Raw genomic sequence first — 18,901 nt, forward strand, 5'->3', positions numbered from 1 at the left:
GGAGAGTGGTGCTGCTTTTAACGGAGCTTTTAAAAGACTGGCCTTGCACAGTTAGTGGAGGCGGAATTAGAACTTCAGTCACGGGGATTACTGAGAATTCTTCAAGGGTACAGAAAGGGTTTGTCTTTGTAGCAAGGAAGGGCGGGCGGAATGACGGAACGATTTATATTCAACAAGCGATTGATCAAGGGGCAGTTGCAATTGTTGTGGATCGAACAGATTTGATTTCGCTTCCGGACGATATAACTGTTGTTATTGTACCGGATTGCAAATTATTCATAGCCCATGCGTGTGCTCGGTTTGCCGGATACCCTGCTAGGCGAATGAAAGTGATTGCGGTGACTGGAACGAATGGCAAGACAACGGTGACCCATTTTATCGGTCAATTATTGCAGAGTTTAGGCAATCGACCAGTTGTCATCGGCACAACAGGAATTTTTATCGATGGTGTTAAAATAGATTATGACAGCCCGCAAATGACAACATTACCCGCTGAATATCTTCATCCTTTATTGCAAAAATGTGAGGGGATGGGGGTTACGCATGTTGTCCTTGAAGCTTCCTCTCTTGGATTGGCTTCAAGACGTTTAGATTACTGTGAAATTGATATCGGTATCTTGTTAAATATTGGAACAGACCATTATGAAGAGCATGGTGGGAAGCTTGCTTATATTCTAGCGAAAAAGCGATTAAGTCAGATGGTGACAATGATGGTTGTCAACGGGGAAGATGAACAATGTGTGCAAATGGTTCAAGATACAACTACCCCGGTTGTTTATTTTGGTATGAATCCGTTAGCGGGTGTCCCTGTGTCAGACCTGGAAAAGAACTTTGTGATTCCAGGCCACTACAATCGTATGAATGCATTAGCGGCAATGAGTGCGCTTGTTGTCCTTGGGTATAGTTTGGATGATGTCATGCAATACTGCGGTCAATTGCAGCTTCCAGAGGGAAGATTGCAGCAATTGGAGCGGGACGGTGTGAAGGTGTATATCGATTATGCACACACACCTGATGCACTTCAAGCGGTGTTGTGCACGCTTTCCACTTGCTGTTATGGTAAATTGATAACGGTCTTTGGATGCGGCGGTAATCGGGATAAAGGGAAAAGGGCGGAGATGGGAGAACTGGCAGTCCTCTATTCGTCCAATGTGATTGTGACATCAGATAATCCAAGAAACGAGGATCCTCTGGCGATTATTGGGGATATCTTGGAAGGGTTTGGTGGAGACTGTTCGGCCGTCGAAGTAATACTGGATCGAAAAAATGCGATACGTAAGGCGGTTTTCAGTGCAGCTCCGGGAGACAGTGTGCTCATTGCTGGAAAAGGTCACGAAAAAACACAACAAACAGCAGACGGTATACTGCCATTCTCTGATTTTGAAGTGGCGAAGCGAGCACTTTTCGAGAAAACATTTTTAGATTTCAAGTGAAATAAATCATCAGTAGGTGCATGTAGACACTCTCATCTGGTATGATAAGTGATGATGGGAGAGGATCATTATATGATGATGACCGGCGAGTGGATGACCATCATCGAGCAGGCTGAAGAACTGGCAGATATGTTGCTGACTTCAGAAGTGGTCGCAGAGTACCGCAAGGCTTATGATGCTGTCTATACAGACGCTGTACTAGTTGCAGAGATTAAGGCGTTTACAGCTATGAAAGAACGATATGAGGAAGTTCAACGATTCGGAAGATATCATCCGGATTATAATATAGTCATGAAAAGCATTCGCGTTCAAAAACGTGATCTCGATATGAATGAGCAGGTTGCTGCACTCCGATTAGCTGAAAATGACGTTCAATATCTATTTGATCAAATTGGTTCAATTGTAGCCAAATCCGTATCAGATGCGGTGAAAGTACCAGCTGAAAGTATGTTCTCTACGGGGTCATCTTGCGGCGATGGTTGCGGTACAGGTGGAGGCTGTTCGTGTTCTGCTTAACAATAAACCACATTGTTTTTTGTGTTTTATTACTTTGGAACGCATTGAATTGAATGACTGCTGTACAATGACCGTGTTATAAGTAGGGAGGAAAGCGACTACGTCGCATTCCTCCCTACTTTTTTCGGTAATCGTTTGGCTGTCGTTCATCCGTCGCTCTCCAAAGGAAATGCGACACAAAGTGATAATGCTTTTTGGGAATAAGGGAATAGAGCAATTCTAACTACGTAAAAGTGGCCAAAGATACAATTTTGGCCGCTGTCGTTTTCATTAATGGTTTTTTCATTGTTATTTAAGGAAATGTTTATTACAGCCAATGAAATGTACAATTCTTGACATACATTTCATCACGGAATGATAAACCGTTTACAATTTTAAACCTTTTAGATGACCAATAGATAAAAGGTCAAACTTTTTTAAATAAAAAATGTTATAACTATTATATATTTCTGATTGATCTTAATAAATAAATTACCGCAAACGGGCCATTATGTGGCATAGAGCTATAATAATAAAGTGGTGCAATGCGACTATATGAATGACTATTATCAAGGAGAACGGATTCAAAATCAATTGGAGCATTAAGTTCTAGGATTTCCAGGATGTATTAAGATTTATTTGCTAATTCCACTTTTCAAAAGTTGAATTAATTACATTAAACATCCTTAACTATGTTTGAAGGTGGTATTTCTTTGGTGGAGTTAAGAAAAATTAATGGGGACAATTATGAAGAATGTTTAAACTTGCATACAACTGATACCAATGTGGACTTTGTAGACCCTGTAGCGTGGTCTTTAGCCGAAGCGTGGGTGCTTTATGATGATTCACGCCCCTTTGCAATTTATGCCGATAATGCGATGGTGGGCTTTGTTTTAATGTATATTGGCGAAAATAACCCTCAAATCATAAATTTTATGATAGATAGCCGTTTTCAAAAAAGAGGCTATGGATCAGCAGCGGCTAGGCTTTGTGTTGAATATTTGTGTAAAGAATACAATGCAAGTAGGATTTCCTTACCAGTTAATCTAGAAAATATAACCGCACAAAAATTTTGGAGCAACATAGGCTTTGAAATAACAGACGATATGGAGGATGGTTATCTTTATATGCGGTTGTACATACCAGAAAAATATGTCTGAACATATGAAAATGGAACCCATTTCCATAAACGGGCGCGATTGTTGTAGATTATAATCCAAATTGCTCTCTGGAAATACGGATAGATTAGGCTTTTCCCCCACTTCTAATCAAGTGTAACTTTTTATTAACTTTACGAGAATTTAAGAAGCAAATACTATGTTCAACGTGCTAAAGTTCCCGAAATTTCATCTTCGGGAACTTACTCACTATACACAAAGAAATCTGTTCCTTTCTTCCCAAGAAACAGTATTTATCACTTGGTCATTGTAGGTACGCGACAGGCAATGATGTACAACAAGATGACCGAAAAAGATGTGTCTAGAAATGACGAAGTCATTTCTAGACACATCTTTCCCACGTTTATTCTGTCGTCCATCAATTGCCGAAAGCGAACCGGAAATGATCCAGTGAAAAAGGTTGCCTGTATATCGACTAATTCGATACACAGGCAACCTTCTTTTATTTACTCACCGATATGCTCTTGAATAATTTCCATGACTACAGTGGGTCGATCTGTGATGAAACCGCTTGCTCCAATGGATAGCAGTTTGACGAATGAATCTTTGTCTGTAACATCTTCAAAGTAAACGGCAACGTTCAATTGTTTAAGGAACTGGATAAAACCTTCAGTACCAAGTGGGAATACACCTAGCTTTTCTGGAATTCTAAACAAATCGGCATGCGGACTATAAAGATGGCCCAATTTACTTGTGAAGGCGGCATAGGCTTTTTTCACTTCACCATCACCTGCACCAGTGGCAACGCGATTTTGAGAATACAAGTTGAACCTGTCTGTCTGTTCATCATAAGCGCTAGTCACGGCGACACGATTCTCAGCTTCGAGTTCATCTAGTAGTCTCCAAAGTTTTGAAGGCATTAAACTGCCTTCATACGTATCCGGCGAATCTTTCAGATTGATGGCAATGAACATATGAGGAAACGTTTGTAATAGTTCGCGTAGGGAAAGGATAACCTCACCTTGTCCGCGATAAGGAAAGTGCCCAGCATTATCTTCAAATCGATAGCCTGCATCCGCCTTTTTCAATTCACTTAGTGTGTAATCGGCAACTCTTCCAGAGAAATCCGTTGTTCGATCAGTAAATTCGTCATGAAAGACAATAATTTCTTCGTCTTTCGTTAATCGGATATCGACTGCAAATCCATGTACACCGAGTTCGGCCGATTGTGAAAATGCAGCTTGTGTGTTCTCGGGTGCTTCGGAATGACCACCTCGATGAGCTAGAATGACTGGTTTGTTGAAATCGAGTGCTTTTTTTATTTCACGCGGAATTGGTTTCGCAACGACTTTAGAAGCTGCCCATGCAGCAACCCCCGCTGCACCTACGGTAAGGGCCACTTTAGTTTTTCTACCCATGAAAGGATCCTCCTCGTTTGCATATGCTTTTTTTTATTATAAGGCAAAAGAATGGTGCTGTCAGCAAGTGTGACAGGATATGGTGAACTTATTGCCTAGCTTCGCATTCCTATGGTATTGTATGGGATAAGGAAAGAGGGGAAATCTATGGTTGAACGTCAAGGAATTATCGTCTATCTTCAACATTTGAAACAGGCAAAATCATTTCGGAAATATGGTCATGTTCATTATATATCACGTAAAATGAAGTACGTCATCCTTTATTGCAATAAGGAGGATGCCGATATGGTTATGAGTAAAATAGAACGTCTTCCTTCCGTGAAAAAAGTGTTGCCGTCCTATCGACCATACGTTAAAACAGAATATGAAAATGCAAAACCAGATAAGGCAAAAGAATATGACTATAAGGCTGGGTTATAAGATCTATTTTAGTGGTGGGAGCAGGTTGTTGAGACGAAGGATGCCTGTCACATACTGAAAGAATAGATTGCGTTCAGCGAATTCAGAGGAATGTTTCAATTCGATGTACACAGGTGTGCTACCGGCCTTGTCGGCAGCTTCTTCAAATAGCAGTCTGCGCTTCGATTTTTGGTCGCCTTGCTGGATAATCCCTTCTCTGCAAATATACACGGGCATGAAAAAACCAGTATTTGCAGGCTTGAAGGCTACTGCAAGTGATAGTGCGTAGCCCGATGGTGTTGGCGCGGCTAGAATGAATGACTGATGCAAACGGCTGCTATTTGTCTGGATGAGCTCACATAATTCGTAAACATCTCCAAAGCCTTCACCGAGTTCTATAAATTGTTGGTTTAATATCATACATAACACTACCTTTCTACATTACGTCAATTATAACACGCATTGAGGTGTATATCTTGAAATTTATCGGACGGACGGTTGTCCTGCTACTTATTGTCAACATACTGCTTGTGTACATGCACTATAAACAGGCAGGGGATGTTGTTGCCAAAGAGCCTAAAAAACTAACCTATCAACAGGAAATTGAAGTGATGAACCGTGCGGATGCCTTGTATGTCCGTCATCATTTTAGTGGTTTGTCCGAAGGGCGTCATGAAATTGTATGGCCGGAAGCAAGCATTGAACGTTCATGTTATCCTGCAGATACGAGTTCGTGCGAACGATTGGATGATAATTTGACTGCTTTTTTAGATGGTAGCCATGAACAACAATCTATTTCATATAAAATACCTAAAAATGGGCCTATGGGACAAGCAATGTTATTCAAAGAACCGTTTGCTAAGCTACATGGCACTTCAGCAACGTCGACATTATTCCATTTGACTGACGAAATAGGTAGCGGTGGGATGTGGGTAAACGGATTGAAGCAAGTCGGTACTAAAAAAATGGATTTGATTGATTATACGTTTTTCCGAGGTTCAGGAGAGATTAAGGATCTTTATTGGCAGGAAAATCGTTTACCACTCCTTTATGAAGGAAAGCAGCTTGCTGTTTATGGAGCAAAGGGGAATGCCGAGCAGTTTGATGCCGTGAATGAAGCCCTTGGAGTGATTGGAGCTGATCATTCGGCAATCGTCATTGATCATACAAATCTGGCTGTCCATTCACAGCGATTTATCGTTTCAGAAAATGAAGATGTCGAGAAAGTGTCCAATCAATTTTTAACGTCCGCTATGTCTGCCCGCTTTTCAATTCCACCACAGCAACGTCTACTTGCTGAAATAATGGCTTCCATTTTAGGGGATAAAGCCACGGGTCCAAAGCAATCACGGCTGGCCTATGACAAACTTACGACGGCTCTTACGCCTGAAGAACTTGAAAGTCTGAAAGAATTGGTGACGAGTAAGTCAGGACAGGAAATAAGTGCCGCTATTTTGGATGATATGATTCGGGAAGTCACGGGTTTTAAGACTGCTTATTTCAAAACAGTGATGCAAAAAGAAACAGCACACCATCCATTTCTTTTTGGAGATACCAGGGAAGTCACGGTAGATGGTGTGAGTCAAGCGCATATCGATGTCATTTGGAAAGATGGAAAAACGCTTTATCCTGCAAAGGCTATTTTAAGTCTAACGGGCTATTCTGTCACAACAAACGAACGATCGATTTATATTGAAAGTGCGAATAGACAGTTTAGATTTCCGAGAAAAGAGCTGTTTTATGTGTATAATGAACGGAAATTTGATGTGATGACAACGCCGTTTGAGGTGTTAGCAGGCGATATTTACTTTGAAGAAAATCGGTTTAAGCGACTATTCCTATTAACAATCGATAAGACGGTAGATACGATTGATATCGCCAATTTGTCGACGGTACTAGAGGGGGTTGAGCAGTGAGAGTTGTTGCAGGATCAAGGAAAGGTATTCCATTGAAATCGTTAGCGGGCACGGATACGCGTCCAACATCTGACAAAGTGAAAGAATCAATCTTCAATCGGATTGGGCCTTATTTTGATGGAGGAGTGTCGGTTGAATTGTTTGGCGGTAGTGGCTCATTGTCTTTGGAGGCGTTATCGCGTGGAGTCGATGAGGCATTTATTTTCGAGAAAAATGTTAAGGCATGTGCCGTCATTCAGGCCAATGCAGAAAAATGCAACTTTACGGAACAACTACACATTCAGCGGGCAGATGCCCGGAATGCGGTTAGGGTTTTACAAGCAGCCGCAAAACAAGCCAAACTGTTGTTCATCGATCCTCCTTATGCTGAAACGGCATTTTATGAACTAGCAGGAGATTTCGTTGAAGCAGATTTACTGACGGACAATGCGGCTATTATTTGTGAGCATGACAAGAAATTGGTATTACCAGAGTCATATGGCTCGTATCACAAAATTAAAAGTTCAGTGTATGGGAATAGCGCTGTATCTATTTATGAGAAATGAGGTTTCACTATTGTCTAAAATTGCGGTTGTGCCAGGAAGTTTCGATCCATTAACAAATGGACACCTTGATATTATCAAGCGGGCGGCACGAGTTTTTGACGAAGTTAATGTTGTCGTGATGAATAATTCGGCGAAAAATTCACTGTTCACTGCTGAAGAACGCATTGAATTGATTCGTGTTGTCACTGCTAATATCCCGAATGTGCATGTCGATGCTTCTGCTGGGTTGATGATTGATTATGCGAAAAGTGTTGGAGCAACCGCAGTTGTTCGCGGTTTGCGGGCGGTTACAGACTTTGAATACGAAATGCAAATTACGTCGATGAACCGCGTGTTAGATGAAAGCATCGAAACGTTTTTTATCATGACGAACAATCAATATTCATTTCTTAGCTCAAGCATTGTTAAGGAAGTGGCAAAGTATGGCGGTGCCATTTCTGAACTTGTGCCGAAGCAAGTGGAAGAAGCATTGAAAATGAAATTTGAAGTGTGAGAAATGGTTATGGTGAAAATTGTTTTTCGCCATAACCCTTTTTTTATCTTTATTCAGCAGAAGACTCCCACACTATGGGTAGAGGTTGATTGTGGTTTTATTCCCTGCTCAATAGGTGTTCAAAGGCTTGCTGAACAAAGATAAAGCCTCCGGCGGATGTCACAGATTTTGAAAGGAGTTAAGGGAAGGCAGTCTAAGTTCGCGACGTCCTGTCGCAACGACTGCATAACCTGCTTCGTGCAGGCCTCAAGCTCGATTCAAAATCTGGACGCAATTACGCCGAGGCGTAATTGATTTATAAAATTAAAAAAAAGATGATGGGAACCAAAATGACGCTCCATATTCGCCCGATTACATACGGGAGCATGGGGATGTTACAGGTTTTTGCGATGATAAAAACTTGCATATGGATACTGAGCCCGTTGAGGGAAATAATTGCGGCGATTAGAAAAGGAAATATGGCTAGACCATAGAAATGGTCAGTTGCCGATTTAACGCCTGATGTCATCTCCAAAAAAGATAAGGCAAACGTTTTTGCGATGCCTGTATCAACTGAAAACGCGGCTGTTCCAATTGTCGACAGCACCGTTCCGAGTGAGGAAAAGAAAATAACAGTTGTTGCGACAAGAATGATGATAGTTGAACTTTCTTTAATCGCGTCAAGCAGCGGTATTCCACCATCTTTTTTTAGCGGTTGTATGGGCTGGATAGCGGTGTCATTTGTGCGGAGAAGCAATAACAAGGCGACCAAAAAAAATAATATATTGGCGATATGGATGGCTGTAAGTAATTTCCAACCTGCACTGACGTTACCAAAAAGTTCAGTGCCGACGAAACCGATAATGAACATAGGTCCGGGTGCATGACATGCGGCGAGCAGTAAGCTACTTTGATGCCGTGATAATTCACCGTTTTTCATCATTTCCGTCACGGTGACGGCTCCGACAGGGAATCCACCGAATGATCCAAGTACGTAGGCTTTTATGTAGCGACGCCATTTAGAAACTTTCTGCGTACGAACGGGCATTTTTAACAGCCATTGTGTCAAAATGATATAAGGAAGTAGATAGGGGAGTAATGCATGCACAAACAGTTGTGCACCAGCTACTGCACCGTCGTGCGCGGTGCCAGGTTGCCAAATGAATAGAATGATTAGCCCCCAAATGACGGCAATATTTACGGTATTCGTAAGATGTGCATGCATTCCTTTTTCCACGCACCTCGCTCCTTTCGATTTCAGATAGAACTGGTAGTATATTTTTGTCAGCCTTTTTATTCGATGCTACACTTATATATATGTCAAGAATGTACAGGCTATTAACGGAGGTGCACTAAAAATGAGAAAGAAAAGACTTGGCTTGATAGGTGTAGTGCTTGTCATTTTGGCGATTATACTTGTTTACCCACTAGATACTTATGTATCGCAACCAGGTGGAGCGTATAGCTTGGAGCCACTTGTTGAAGTGGAGAATGGGGATCGCGATGATCGCGGGACGTTCAGCCTCCTAACGATTTCTGTTGCCAAGGCCACACCATTTTCTTATACTTGGGCAAAGTTTTCGGATAAAAAGAAAATCCTGCCTGCTAATAAAGTAAGAAGAGACGGGGAAGATGATAAGGAATACAATATTCGCCAGAAGAAAATGATGACCGGTTCACAATACAATGCAATTACTGTCGCTTTTAATAAGGCGGGATTGCCAGTTGACGTTAAGTTTGATGGCATTTTCGTCATGTTAGTTGTTGAAGGAGGAGCGTCTCAAGGTATATTGGAAGCGGGAGATAAAATTCGGGCGATTGACGGTGTTCATCTTGAACAATCTGGGCAGTTCTATTCGCTTATCGGTGCAAAGAAACTGGGCGACGAAGTGCAGTTATCAGTAGAAAGAGACGATAAGCTACGGGACGTCACTATTGTTTTGAAAGAAATTCCAGATAGTGAAGGGCGTGTGGGGCTTGGCGTCCAATTTCAAGAGGATCTAGAATTGACAACTGATCCTAAAGTGGATTTCCAAACATCTAATATTGGAGGGCCATCCGCGGGACTGATGTTCACACTTGAGATTATGAACCAGCTACTCGATGAAGACCTGACAAAAGGCTATAACATCGCTGGAACGGGAGAAATGTTGGAGGATGGGACTGTGGGACGTATTGGTGGGGCTGATTTTAAAGTGATAGCCGCAGATCGAAAAGACGTAGAAATATTCTTTGCGCCTGCTGATGATTTGCCGGAAGAAGTGAAAGCTGCCAATCCAGGAATCCTAACAAATTATGAAGAGGCAGTAAAAATGGCAGAAAAAATTGGCACGAAGATGAAAATCGTGCCAGTGAAAACGATTGATGATGCACTAGATTATTTAGCATCATTGGAAGAAAAGTAAGGCATTTTCAAGTCATTATAATTGGACTTGTATTGTAATCTAGACCGATGCGGCAATGGGAAGTCACGTTGCCGATACCGAGTGCATACATGTCTGTTGCATGGATATCTAGGTTTAATGATGGATTTGATAAGGCGGCTGCTTTGCTAACAAGAGGCAGCTTTAGCCTTTTTTTATGTTCATTCAAATAAAGTCTTCCTGTTTGTGTCATCCCAAGTAACCGTAGGTAAGAAGGATCTGTCATCTCACTACGCATAGCGTATGTGAAGCCTGTAAAAATATGTGTTAGCATGCGTTGAATGCGTGTCCATGTATACCTTTTAGATTTTACCGCAGTCATGAAGCCTTCAAAAGTCCCGTGAGTGGCCGCTGCACGGTACAGCAAGTTCTCGATGCCTTCTGAGATGTCAGCAATCGTTCTGAGGCGTTCAGGCCCCTCTCGCAGGATTGTGAAGCGCAGCTGGGGGTAAAACGATGCCCAGTTGCCAAATGATTGCTGTGTGGACTGCCAGTCAATAAGGGCATCCCGTGTCGAGTCTGGGATGAAGTCTGTCACTGTCGACAGGGCATCGGATTCAAAAAATGCCTTTCTAATGCCAGTTGCACTAGCGATTTGATTGCCGGAAATGGCATCATCATGATACTGCGCCACAATACGTGGAATGGTTGTCGCAGTCATGGTTGACTGAATAGCGAGAGCTGATTCCATGTAATGAAAGCCTAATATATTATTGGGTTTTGATAAATCTGCAAGCGTGCCTTTCATCGCAGAACATTGAGCAGCCTCTATATAGGCTGCGTTTAAAGCTTTTGGATAACTGATTCCCTGGCTGACGGCCTCTTGTACAGTTTGTTCGTAACGAGTACCGGCTCGCTGGATGAGCTGGAGGCTTCTTTCAAGCGGCTCAATTTCACCATCTTCACTGCCGAAGCAAAAAGCACTGCACTGTGCGGCGTCTAATAGCCGGATAGCGCCTTTGGCGAAGATTGGAGCAGTAGCGGTGGCAAATGCGTAAGGAAGCTCAAAAACGATGTCAACGCCATTAGACAGCGCCATTTTAGTTCGTGACCATTTATCAACAAATGCGGGTTCACCCCGTTGCAGAAAATTCCCGCTCATGACGGCAATGACAACGTCTGCTCCAGTTAACTCTTTTGCTTGTGCGGCATGGTAGGCATGTCCGTTATGGAACGGATTATATTCAACAACAATCCCTGTGGCTTTCAAAGTTGTCACTCCTTTGCTACAATGTATTGTAATTATACCTATGCGGTTGATGAAGTGACAAGAAAATATCTTGACATCCCTTTTCACCCATTATATAATCAACATTGTTGTCTTGAGGTGATAGACATGAAATGGTCAATCCATCAATTACAGAAATACAGGCAAGGTGCGATGCCGCTTGACGAAGCTGTCGACCTTGAATCCGTTAAAATACGGAATCCGGAAATCCGGAATATTACGCCTGTCCGCGTGACCGGAAGTTGTACAATCGGTTCTAAGAAATTGACCTGCCGATTCCGGCTTGAAGGTACAATGACATTGCCTTGTTCCCGTACATGGGAAGACGTCGAAATGCCATTTTTAATCGAAGCTGATGAACAGTTTAGCTGGGATGAAGAAGTGCTGGCGACAGACGATGAAATCCATCCTGTTGTGGGAGAAGTCATCGATCCGACCCCTGTCTTTGAGGAGCTCGTCCTCCTTGAAGTGCCGTTACAAATATTCAGCGATAACGCCGATGACATGCAACAGGCTAAAGGACAAGGCTGGTCATATACTACCGACGAGGCGTACGACGCCAAACTCCGTGAGGATATGGCAACGAAAGTGGATCCGAGACTTGCCGGTTTGGCAAAATTCTTTGAATCCAAGGACGAATAAGGCGAACGTAAGGAGGTGCCCCAGATGGCTGTACCAAAAAGAAGAACATCCAAAACAGTTAAAAACAAGCGCCGTACGCATTATAAATTGCAAGTACCGGGAATGACTACTTGTACTAACTGTGGCGAAATCAAATTGGCTCACCGCATTTGTAAATCATGCGGTCAATACAAAGGAAAAGAAGTAATAGGTGAATAAGTAAGATTTGCCTATGAAGGCTACCGTGAGACCATGGCTCACGGTAGCCTTTTTCTGTACATAAAAAGGCTGGATTGCAATTAGAATCGTGGAGTTGCAATTAGAAATGCCGAGTTGCAATTAAAACTGGAAAGTTGCAATTAGGATCTCAGAGTTGAAATTACGGGTTATTATTGGGCAATTAGAGCTGTGTTTGTTCGTTTCGTTGTATAATATCTGCATATTCAACTATTCTTAATAGAAATATGGGGGAATGGACAATGTCTTACACTATTCATATTGACAATGGTATCGCTACGTTTACGATTGATCGACCGGAAATGCGCAACGCGGTCAATCATGCTGTCATTGAAGGACTAGAACAATTTCTAAATCAAATTGAGGACAATTTAGACGTCTCTTTTGCTGTTATAACGGGCGCGGGTGACCGAGCATTTTGTTCGGGAGGGGACTTAGCTGAATTTCATGGTTTTCGCACGGCTGATGAAGCATTTCCGATGTTAAGCAAAATGGCTGGTTTGTTGTATCGAGTGGCCACACTACCAATGCCTGTGATCGCTGTTGTCAATGGCGCAGCTGTCGGTGGGGGCTGTGAAATCGCCACGGCATGTGACTACCGGCTTGTTTCATCCAATACGAAAGCGGGGTTCATCCAGGGGACATTAGCAATTACAACGGGATGGGGCGGCGCAACGCTGCTATTTGAAAAAGACGGTAAGCATGATCGAGTATTCCGCTTGCTATCAGAAGCCGAAATACATACCGCAGATCAGTTGTTGGCTATGGGTTGGGCGACGGAACTCTACGAAGGTAGCGCAGAACAGGGCTTGAAGAATTTCCTGGCAAAAATGACTAAGGTTCATTCATCCGTTCACCGTGCTTATAAGACGGTAGCCATTCGGAAATGGACGGCTGATTTCATGCGCGATCGTATGCTTGAAGAAGCGCGTCAATGTTCTCTCCTTTGGGAAAGTGAAGCGCACCATGAGGTGGTAGACCGATTTTTATCGAAAAAATAATTAGACGACCGTTTTGCAAAGTGGGGATTAACTTGCGAGACGGTTTTTTCTATTGGGGAGTCAGGCGAAGTCGTCGGTAAATCTGAAAAGTCGTTCGTAAATCATTAAAGTCATGTTTTCGAAGTCCTTCGAAAACATGTTTTTTTCGGACAAAGGCTTGAAAACGGTTTCATTTATCGTTTACACTAAAGAAGGAAGGGAAGTTCACGTTCATAAGGGGGATGATTATGCATAAAGTATTGATTGCGAATCGTGGGGAGATCGCTCTTAGAATCATCAAAACTTGTCAGCGTCTTGGCATTCGAACGGTCGCCATCTATTCGGAAGTGGATGTCGATATGCCATTCGTGAAGGAAGCAGATGAGGCATTTTTGCTAGGACCTGCACAAGTTCAACAATCCTATTTAAAAGCGGACGATATAATCGATATTGCGATTCGAGCAGGGGTGGATGCGATTCATCCTGGCTACGGGCTGCTGTCGGAAAATGCGGACTTTGTACGTAAAGTCCAGCAGGTAGGTATGACATTCATCGGACCTGATGCAGATACCATCGACAAAATGGGGGATAAAATCGGTTCGCGTGTGACGATGCAAGCGGCTGGGGTGCCGGTCGTTCCGGGAACTGATGAAGGAATTAGCTCTTTGGAGGAAGCTATACAAGCGGCGGTGGATATAGGCTATCCAGTCATGTTGAAAGCAAGTGCAGGTGGCGGAGGGATTGGCATGATTCGTTGTGATGATGAGCAAGCGCTCAGTCAACATTTCCAGTCCGTCAAAACCCGTGCCAAAGCGTACTTTGGTGATGATGTTGTGTTCCTTGAAAAGTTCATCGCCAACGCTCGTCATATTGAAGTGCAAATATTTGGCGACCATCATGGAAATGTTGTCCACTTATTCGAGCGCAATTGTTCTGTGCAGCGTCGCAACCAGAAAGTGATAGAGGAATCCCCTTCGCCGCGCTTGCCAGAGGAAACAAGAATTCGTCTATTTCAAGCGGCAGTCGATGCAGCGACTGCGGTTGGCTATAAAAATGCCGGGACAGTCGAATTCATTGTCGATGACAACAATCACATATACTTTCTTGAAATGAATACAAGGCTTCAAGTTGAACATCCGGTGACAGAGCAAGTAACGGGCTACGACCTTGTTGAGTGGCAAATTGAAGTCGCCAGAGGCAATGAGTTACCAGTGAAAGTGCAAGAGAGTATCCAGTCAAATGGCCATGCGATTGAATTTCGCATCTATGCGGAAGATCCCGTCAGATTCCTACCTTCACCAGGAACTATCACAAAACTCGACTGGGGAGATACAGCGGGCATCCGTATTGATGCTGGATACGTCGAAGGTGGTAAAGTCACGCCGTTTTATGATCCGCTGATTTCAAAAGTAATTGTGCACGCGACGACCCGTGAGGAAGCCATTCAGCAATCACGAGCGTTTCTTGCGCAAGTAGACATTCAAGGTTTGAAAACGAATATCCCATTATTTAATGGATTCCTAACATCAAAGGAATTCCAGGCAGGTGATTATTCAACAGCAGGTTTACCGGCTTGGCTAGAAAGACAAAAGGAGGAACAATAAATGACTCAAGTGAAAGCAACGATGGCGGGAACCGTATTTACAGTCAATGTAGCGGTGGGAGAAGAAGTAGCAGCGGGGCAAGTTGTGATTGTGTTGGAATCTATGAAAATGGAGATTCCGGTTGAAGCAGAAACCGCTGGAAAAGTGAAGGCTATTAACGTACAAGTAGGCGATTTCGTCAATGAAGAAGACGTTTTGGTGATGATGGAAGGCTAAAGGGGGTGTTGGAATGTCCGCGTACAATGACAAGTTGGAAGCGAAGCTAAAGGGGATTTTTGAAGGAGGCCATCCAAAATATCATGACAAATTGAAGGAGCAGCATAAGCTTTTTGTCCGTGATCGGCTGGAACTGCTCTTTGATGACGGGGAGTATACAGAAGATGGGCGATTTGCTAACTGTGAGGCAGGCGATTTGCCGGCTGATGGTGTGGTCACCGCAATGGGGAAAGTGGATGGTCAAACAGTTTGTGTCATGGCGAATGATTCGACGGTAAAAGCGGGTTCTTGGGGAGCGCGCACGGTTGAGAAAATTATTCGTATCCAGGAAATTGCAGAAAAAAATCGTGTGCCGATGCTTTATCTTGTGGATTCAGCGGGTGCGCGTATTACGGACCAGCTAGATATGTTTCCGAACCGCCGGGGGGCCGGTAAGATATTCCATAACCAAGTGAGGTTATCCGGGTTTATCCCACAGATTTGTCTATTGTTTGGACCTTCAGCTGCAGGTGGTGCATATATTCCTGCGTTTTGCGATGTCGTCATTATGGTGGATGGTAATGCATCGATGTATTTAGGTTCGCCGCGTATGGCTGAGAAAGTCATTGGGGAAAAGGTGACGCTTGAGGAAATGGGCGGCGCGCGTATGCATTGTACGGTCAGTGGTTGTGGGGATGTGTTAGTAGCCAATGAGCAAGAAGCAATTGCAGAAGCGCGCCGTTACCTCACCTATTTCCCAGTGAACTTTACGGAGAAGCCTACACTTCGAGGTGTCGTGGAAGCGAAAGCTGGTAGAACGCTTGAAGCGATCATTCCGGAAAATCAAAATGCACCGTTTGATATGTATGAAGCGATTGATGCATTGATTGACGAGGGAAGTTTTTTTGATGTGAAAAAATTATTTGCGCCTGAATTAATTACGGGTTTTGCGCGTATTGAAGGGCAGTCTGTTGGGATTATTGCCAATCAACCAAAGGTCAAAGGCGGCGTGTTGTTTGTCGATTCAGCAGATAAGGCGACGAAATTCATTACATTATGTGATGCGTTTTCAATTCCATTGCTATTCCTAGCCGATGTGCCAGGCTTCATGATTGGTACGAAAGTCGAGCGTGCGGGTATTATCCGTCATGGTGCCAAGCTGATTATGGCTATGAGTTCCGCAACGGTACCGAAAATTTCTGTCATTGTCCGTAAGGCGTATGGGGCGGGCCTTTACGCGATGGCGGGACCGGCATTTGAGCCAGATGTGTGCATTGCTCTACCGACCGCTCAAATCGCTGTGATGGGACCTGAAGCAGCTGTCAATGCCGTTTATTCGAATAAAATAGAAGCGATTGAAGATCCGAAAGAACGGATTGCGTTTGTTCAAGAGAAACACCGGGAATACAAAGAGGAAATTGATATTTATAAATTAGCATCTGAACTGATCATTGATGAAATTGTAGCTCCTTCAAGTTTAAGGGGCGTGTTGGCAGAACGATTCCGTTTGTATAGCACAAAAGATATTGCACACCCCCCGAGAAAACACCCGGTATATCCTGTATAATCAACTAAAGAAATAAAGGTCCACCCTGTGAGTAGGTGGACCTTTTTGATTAGGAGGGGTATGGATGAATGTGGTCATTGCAGGTGCGGGTTCAATCGGTCTGTTACTCGGATCGTTTTTAGCTGAAGCGGGAATGGCTGTGACTTTCTACGTCCAAAGGGAAGAACAGGCGCGACTAATTCGGAATGAAGGGATACAGCGTATTAACCAAGATGGGACAGCGAGTAGATACGATGTAGGGGTTACGACGGACATCAGCAAGGTATCACCGTCAGCATTGTGGATTGTAGCGGTCAAATATGCGGGTCTTCGAAGTCTCCTTTCTGAGATGCAGCAGGCAAGGATAGAGAATCCGGTGTTATTCGTTCAAAATGGGGTTGGGCATATGGAGTTAGTAGCGGATGTACCTCTACCACATGTTGCTTTCGCTACGGTGGAACACGGAGCGCGCAGAGCAGACGATCGAACAGTTAGTCATAATGGGGTAGGGATGTTGACCATTGCAGTAGCGCAAGGGGATAGGCATTTATTTGACGAGCTAGGACAAGCGCATTCTGATAGTTTTCCGATTAGTTATCATACAAATGCTGAACAAATTTTGATGCGCAAAGTACTTATCAATTGTATGATTAATCCATTGACAGCAATTTTAAAAGTGAAAAATGGTGAACTGTTAACAAATCAGCATTGTCGTATGCTTTTCGATCAATTGTATGATGAACTGATGACTACTTTTCCGGAGGTGCAGTCGACTCTGTCGTACGAGGATGTGGCAAGTGTCTGTCAAAAAACAGCACGTAACCAATCATCTATGCTGACAGATTGTCTGGTAGGTCGCCCGATGGAGATTGAAACGATTGTCACGGCTGTTATTCGCAAAGCGAACAAACGTAAAAAATCATTACCACTTTTGACAATGCTTGAAACAATGCTCTATGCCGTCAATCAGGAAGGTGAGGCACTTGAACAGCATATAAAAAACTATTAAACATAGTTGAAAGTCTATTGATAGCATGCATATTTTTCCGTGCAAGGGGTAAAGGATTTGTACAGAGGTGATTTTGATGATTCTAGGGAAGAAGGTCAGGTTGAAACCGACAGGAGCGCAAGAATTAAAAATGTGGAAGTCAGTTGGTACCGCAAGATGGGTCTATAATTGGACGCTTGCTCGGCAACAGGAAAACTATAAACAAGGTAACAAATTTATAACGGATAACGACTTAAGAAAAGAAATTACTGAAATGAAAAAGCTAGAGGAATTCAACTGGTTGTTTGGTGTATCGAACAATGTTGCGAAACAAGCGGTCAAAGACGCATGTGAAGCCTATAAAAAATTCTTTCGGGGAGAATCTAAATTTCCACGTTTTAAAAGTAGAAAGCGGTCCAGATTGTCTTTTTATAACGATACCGAGAAGTTAAAAGTAAAGCCAAACAAACTGGTTTTGATTGAAAAAGTGGGCTGGATGCAGACTTCCGAACAGATTCCGGTCGATGTGAAATATTGCAATCCTCGTGTCTCATTTGACGGGAAGTATTGGTATTTGTCCGTTGGTATTGAGCAGGCGTTTACAGAGGAAAAGGTAACAGATGAAATTGTTGGCATTGATTTGGGTATTACAACATTAGCAGTTTGTTCAAATAGCAACAAAGTCAAAAATATTAATAAAACAAATGCAGTCCGCAAAATCGAGAAACGCCTTCGTAGGTTGCAGAGAAGAGTTTCTCGTAAATACGAAATGAATAAGGAGGGAAACCGTTTCGCCAAAACGAGCAACTGTATAAAAATCGAAAAGCAAATACGGCACCTACACAGACGATTGGCCAACATCCGCACCAATCACATTCACCAAGCAACGAACGCAATCGCGAAAAACAAGCCTTGTAAAGTTGTGATGGAGGATTTGAATGTGAAAGGGATGATGAAAAATCGTCACCTGTCCAAAGCAATTCAGCAGCAGAAGTTCAGCGAATTCTCTCGCCAAATGGCATACAAATGTGAGAAGTATGGCATTGAATACATGAAAGTCGATCGTTTCTTTCCATCGTCCAAAAAGTGTTCATCCTGTGATGAAATTAAGAAGGATTTGAAGCTGAAGGACCGTGTCTATACATGTACATGTGGATTACGGATCAATCGGGACTTGAATGCGGCATTGAATTTGCGAAAGGCAGGGCAATTAGCAGCGTAATCACCAACTAGAACCTGCTAATGTGTAGGATTCGTTGCATCCGAATTTACGCCTGTGGAGT

Annotated in this window: 20 protein-coding genes; 16 read left to right on the top strand and 4 right to left on the bottom strand. The window is 43.1% G+C overall.

Annotated features, from left to right (window positions below; translation table 11 throughout):
• The first annotated feature begins 8 nt into the window (after positions 1–8).
• The 3 genes from R2B72_RS08495 to R2B72_RS08505 all read left to right on the top strand — a co-directional run bounded on the left by R2B72_RS08495 (position 9) and on the right by R2B72_RS08505 (position 3,088).
• Positions 9–1,433, top strand: a complete 1,425-nt coding sequence (locus R2B72_RS08495) for a UDP-N-acetylmuramoyl-L-alanyl-D-glutamate--2,6-diaminopimelate ligase (RefSeq protein ID WP_318616035.1) — start codon at positions 9–11, stop codon at positions 1,431–1,433.
• A 72-nt stretch (positions 1,434–1,505) separates the two neighbouring features.
• On the top strand, positions 1,506–1,949 hold the full coding sequence (locus tag R2B72_RS08500) for a YlbF family regulator (protein WP_318616036.1): 444 nt from the start codon (positions 1,506–1,508) through the stop codon (positions 1,947–1,949).
• A gap of 695 nt (positions 1,950–2,644) precedes the next feature.
• The gene (locus tag R2B72_RS08505) at positions 2,645–3,088 is read left to right on the top strand and encodes a GNAT family N-acetyltransferase (protein WP_318616066.1); all 444 of its coding nucleotides are present in this window, start codon (positions 2,645–2,647) and stop codon (positions 3,086–3,088) included.
• A gap of 464 nt (positions 3,089–3,552) precedes the next feature.
• On the opposite strand, the gene R2B72_RS08510 is transcribed toward R2B72_RS08505, so the two are convergent.
• Complete coding sequence (locus R2B72_RS08510; protein ID WP_318616037.1) at positions 3,553–4,464, bottom strand: glycerophosphodiester phosphodiesterase family protein; 912 nt, start codon at positions 4,462–4,464, stop codon at positions 3,553–3,555.
• A 147-nt stretch (positions 4,465–4,611) separates the two neighbouring features.
• Here R2B72_RS08510 and R2B72_RS08515 point away from each other — a divergent pair, with 147 nt between their 5' ends.
• Positions 4,612–4,884: a YlbG family protein gene (locus tag R2B72_RS08515; protein ID WP_318616038.1), complete on the top strand. Its 273-nt coding sequence runs from the start codon at positions 4,612–4,614 to the stop codon at positions 4,882–4,884.
• 3 nt (positions 4,885–4,887) lie between these two features.
• On the opposite strand, the gene R2B72_RS08520 is transcribed toward R2B72_RS08515, so the two are convergent.
• The gene (locus R2B72_RS08520) at positions 4,888–5,283 is read right to left on the bottom strand and encodes a methylthioribose kinase (RefSeq protein ID WP_318616040.1); all 396 of its coding nucleotides are present in this window, start codon (positions 5,281–5,283) and stop codon (positions 4,888–4,890) included.
• 56 nt (positions 5,284–5,339) lie between these two features.
• Here R2B72_RS08520 and R2B72_RS08525 point away from each other — a divergent pair, with 56 nt between their 5' ends.
• The 3 genes from R2B72_RS08525 to coaD are packed head-to-tail and all read left to right on the top strand — an operon-like array spanning position 5,340 to position 7,817.
• Positions 5,340–6,779 carry a hypothetical protein gene (locus tag R2B72_RS08525; RefSeq protein ID WP_318616042.1) on the top strand — a complete coding sequence of 480 codons (1,440 nt, stop codon included), beginning with the start codon at positions 5,340–5,342 and terminating at the stop codon, positions 6,777–6,779.
• Positions 6,776–7,324, top strand: a complete 549-nt coding sequence (gene rsmD, locus R2B72_RS08530; RefSeq protein ID WP_318616043.1) for a 16S rRNA (guanine(966)-N(2))-methyltransferase RsmD — start codon at positions 6,776–6,778, stop codon at positions 7,322–7,324. Before R2B72_RS08525 ends, rsmD begins: the two co-directional genes overlap by 4 nt.
• A gap of 10 nt (positions 7,325–7,334) precedes the next feature.
• A complete protein-coding gene (gene coaD, locus R2B72_RS08535) occupies positions 7,335–7,817 on the top strand; it encodes a pantetheine-phosphate adenylyltransferase (RefSeq protein ID WP_318616044.1) in 483 nt (160 codons plus the stop codon).
• A 295-nt stretch (positions 7,818–8,112) separates the two neighbouring features.
• On the opposite strand, the gene R2B72_RS08540 is transcribed toward coaD, so the two are convergent.
• Positions 8,113–9,033 (bottom strand): hypothetical protein, encoded by a 921-nt coding sequence (locus tag R2B72_RS08540; RefSeq protein WP_318616045.1) that lies wholly within the window; start codon positions 9,031–9,033, stop codon positions 8,113–8,115.
• Between the two features lie 121 nt (positions 9,034–9,154).
• On the opposite strand from R2B72_RS08540, the gene R2B72_RS08545 reads away from it, so the two are divergent.
• On the top strand, positions 9,155–10,201 hold the full coding sequence (locus tag R2B72_RS08545; RefSeq protein WP_318616046.1) for a SepM family pheromone-processing serine protease: 1,047 nt from the start codon (positions 9,155–9,157) through the stop codon (positions 10,199–10,201).
• 7 nt (positions 10,202–10,208) lie between these two features.
• Here the strand turns inward: R2B72_RS08545 and R2B72_RS08550 are convergent, their stop codons facing one another.
• Positions 10,209–11,438 carry a nucleotidyltransferase gene (locus R2B72_RS08550; RefSeq protein ID WP_318616047.1) on the bottom strand — a complete coding sequence of 410 codons (1,230 nt, stop codon included), beginning with the start codon at positions 11,436–11,438 and terminating at the stop codon, positions 10,209–10,211.
• A gap of 117 nt (positions 11,439–11,555) precedes the next feature.
• On the opposite strand from R2B72_RS08550, the gene R2B72_RS08555 reads away from it, so the two are divergent.
• The 8 genes from R2B72_RS08555 to R2B72_RS08590 all read left to right on the top strand — a co-directional run bounded on the left by R2B72_RS08555 (position 11,556) and on the right by R2B72_RS08590 (position 18,840).
• Entirely contained in the window at positions 11,556–12,089 is a 534-nt protein-coding gene (locus R2B72_RS08555) for a YceD family protein (protein ID WP_318616048.1), read from the top strand.
• Between the two features lie 24 nt (positions 12,090–12,113).
• Complete coding sequence (gene rpmF / locus R2B72_RS08560) at positions 12,114–12,287, top strand: 50S ribosomal protein L32 (protein WP_179391303.1); 174 nt, start codon at positions 12,114–12,116, stop codon at positions 12,285–12,287.
• Positions 12,288–12,547: 260 nt separating this feature from the next.
• Positions 12,548–13,306: an enoyl-CoA hydratase/isomerase family protein gene (locus R2B72_RS08565; RefSeq protein ID WP_318616049.1), complete on the top strand. Its 759-nt coding sequence runs from the start codon at positions 12,548–12,550 to the stop codon at positions 13,304–13,306.
• Between the two features lie 227 nt (positions 13,307–13,533).
• Positions 13,534–14,889, top strand: coding sequence for an acetyl/propionyl/methylcrotonyl-CoA carboxylase subunit alpha (locus R2B72_RS08570; protein WP_318616050.1), 1,356 nt, complete (start codon positions 13,534–13,536; stop codon positions 14,887–14,889).
• Complete coding sequence (locus R2B72_RS08575; RefSeq protein WP_318616051.1) at positions 14,890–15,105, top strand: biotin/lipoyl-containing protein; 216 nt, start codon at positions 14,890–14,892, stop codon at positions 15,103–15,105.
• Positions 15,106–15,118: 13 nt separating this feature from the next.
• Positions 15,119–16,651 (top strand): acyl-CoA carboxylase subunit beta, encoded by a 1,533-nt coding sequence (locus tag R2B72_RS08580; RefSeq protein WP_318616052.1) that lies wholly within the window; start codon positions 15,119–15,121, stop codon positions 16,649–16,651.
• 64 nt (positions 16,652–16,715) lie between these two features.
• Entirely contained in the window at positions 16,716–17,639 is a 924-nt protein-coding gene (locus R2B72_RS08585; RefSeq protein ID WP_318616053.1) for a 2-dehydropantoate 2-reductase, read from the top strand.
• A gap of 76 nt (positions 17,640–17,715) precedes the next feature.
• Positions 17,716–18,840, top strand: coding sequence for a transposase (locus tag R2B72_RS08590; protein ID WP_318616054.1), 1,125 nt, complete (start codon positions 17,716–17,718; stop codon positions 18,838–18,840).
• Positions 18,841–18,901 lie beyond the last annotated feature (61 nt).

The sequence above is a fragment of the Sporosarcina sp. YIM B06819 genome (assembly GCF_033485175.1).
Classification (GTDB): Bacteria; Bacillota; Bacilli; order Bacillales_A; family Planococcaceae; genus Sporosarcina.

Coding starts and splice junctions, on each gene's coding strand:
- R2B72_RS08500 (WP_318616036.1), top strand. CDS start 1,506: ATGATGATGACCGGCGAGTGGATGACCATCATCGAGCAGGCTGAAGAA.
- R2B72_RS08510 (WP_318616037.1), bottom strand. CDS start 4,464: ATGGGTAGAAAAACTAAAGTGGCCCTTACCGTAGGTGCAGCGGGGGTT.
- R2B72_RS08515 (WP_318616038.1), top strand. CDS start 4,612: ATGGTTGAACGTCAAGGAATTATCGTCTATCTTCAACATTTGAAACAG.
- R2B72_RS08520 (WP_318616040.1), bottom strand. CDS start 5,283: ATGATATTAAACCAACAATTTATAGAACTCGGTGAAGGCTTTGGAGAT.
- R2B72_RS08545 (WP_318616046.1), top strand. CDS start 9,155: ATGAGAAAGAAAAGACTTGGCTTGATAGGTGTAGTGCTTGTCATTTTG.
- R2B72_RS08555 (WP_318616048.1), top strand. CDS start 11,556: ATGAAATGGTCAATCCATCAATTACAGAAATACAGGCAAGGTGCGATG.
- rpmF (WP_179391303.1), top strand. CDS start 12,114: ATGGCTGTACCAAAAAGAAGAACATCCAAAACAGTTAAAAACAAGCGC.
- R2B72_RS08565 (WP_318616049.1), top strand. CDS start 12,548: ATGTCTTACACTATTCATATTGACAATGGTATCGCTACGTTTACGATT.
- R2B72_RS08570 (WP_318616050.1), top strand. CDS start 13,534: ATGCATAAAGTATTGATTGCGAATCGTGGGGAGATCGCTCTTAGAATC.
- R2B72_RS08575 (WP_318616051.1), top strand. CDS start 14,890: ATGACTCAAGTGAAAGCAACGATGGCGGGAACCGTATTTACAGTCAAT.
- R2B72_RS08580 (WP_318616052.1), top strand. CDS start 15,119: ATGTCCGCGTACAATGACAAGTTGGAAGCGAAGCTAAAGGGGATTTTT.
- R2B72_RS08585 (WP_318616053.1), top strand. CDS start 16,716: ATGAATGTGGTCATTGCAGGTGCGGGTTCAATCGGTCTGTTACTCGGA.
- R2B72_RS08590 (WP_318616054.1), top strand. CDS start 17,716: ATGATTCTAGGGAAGAAGGTCAGGTTGAAACCGACAGGAGCGCAAGAA.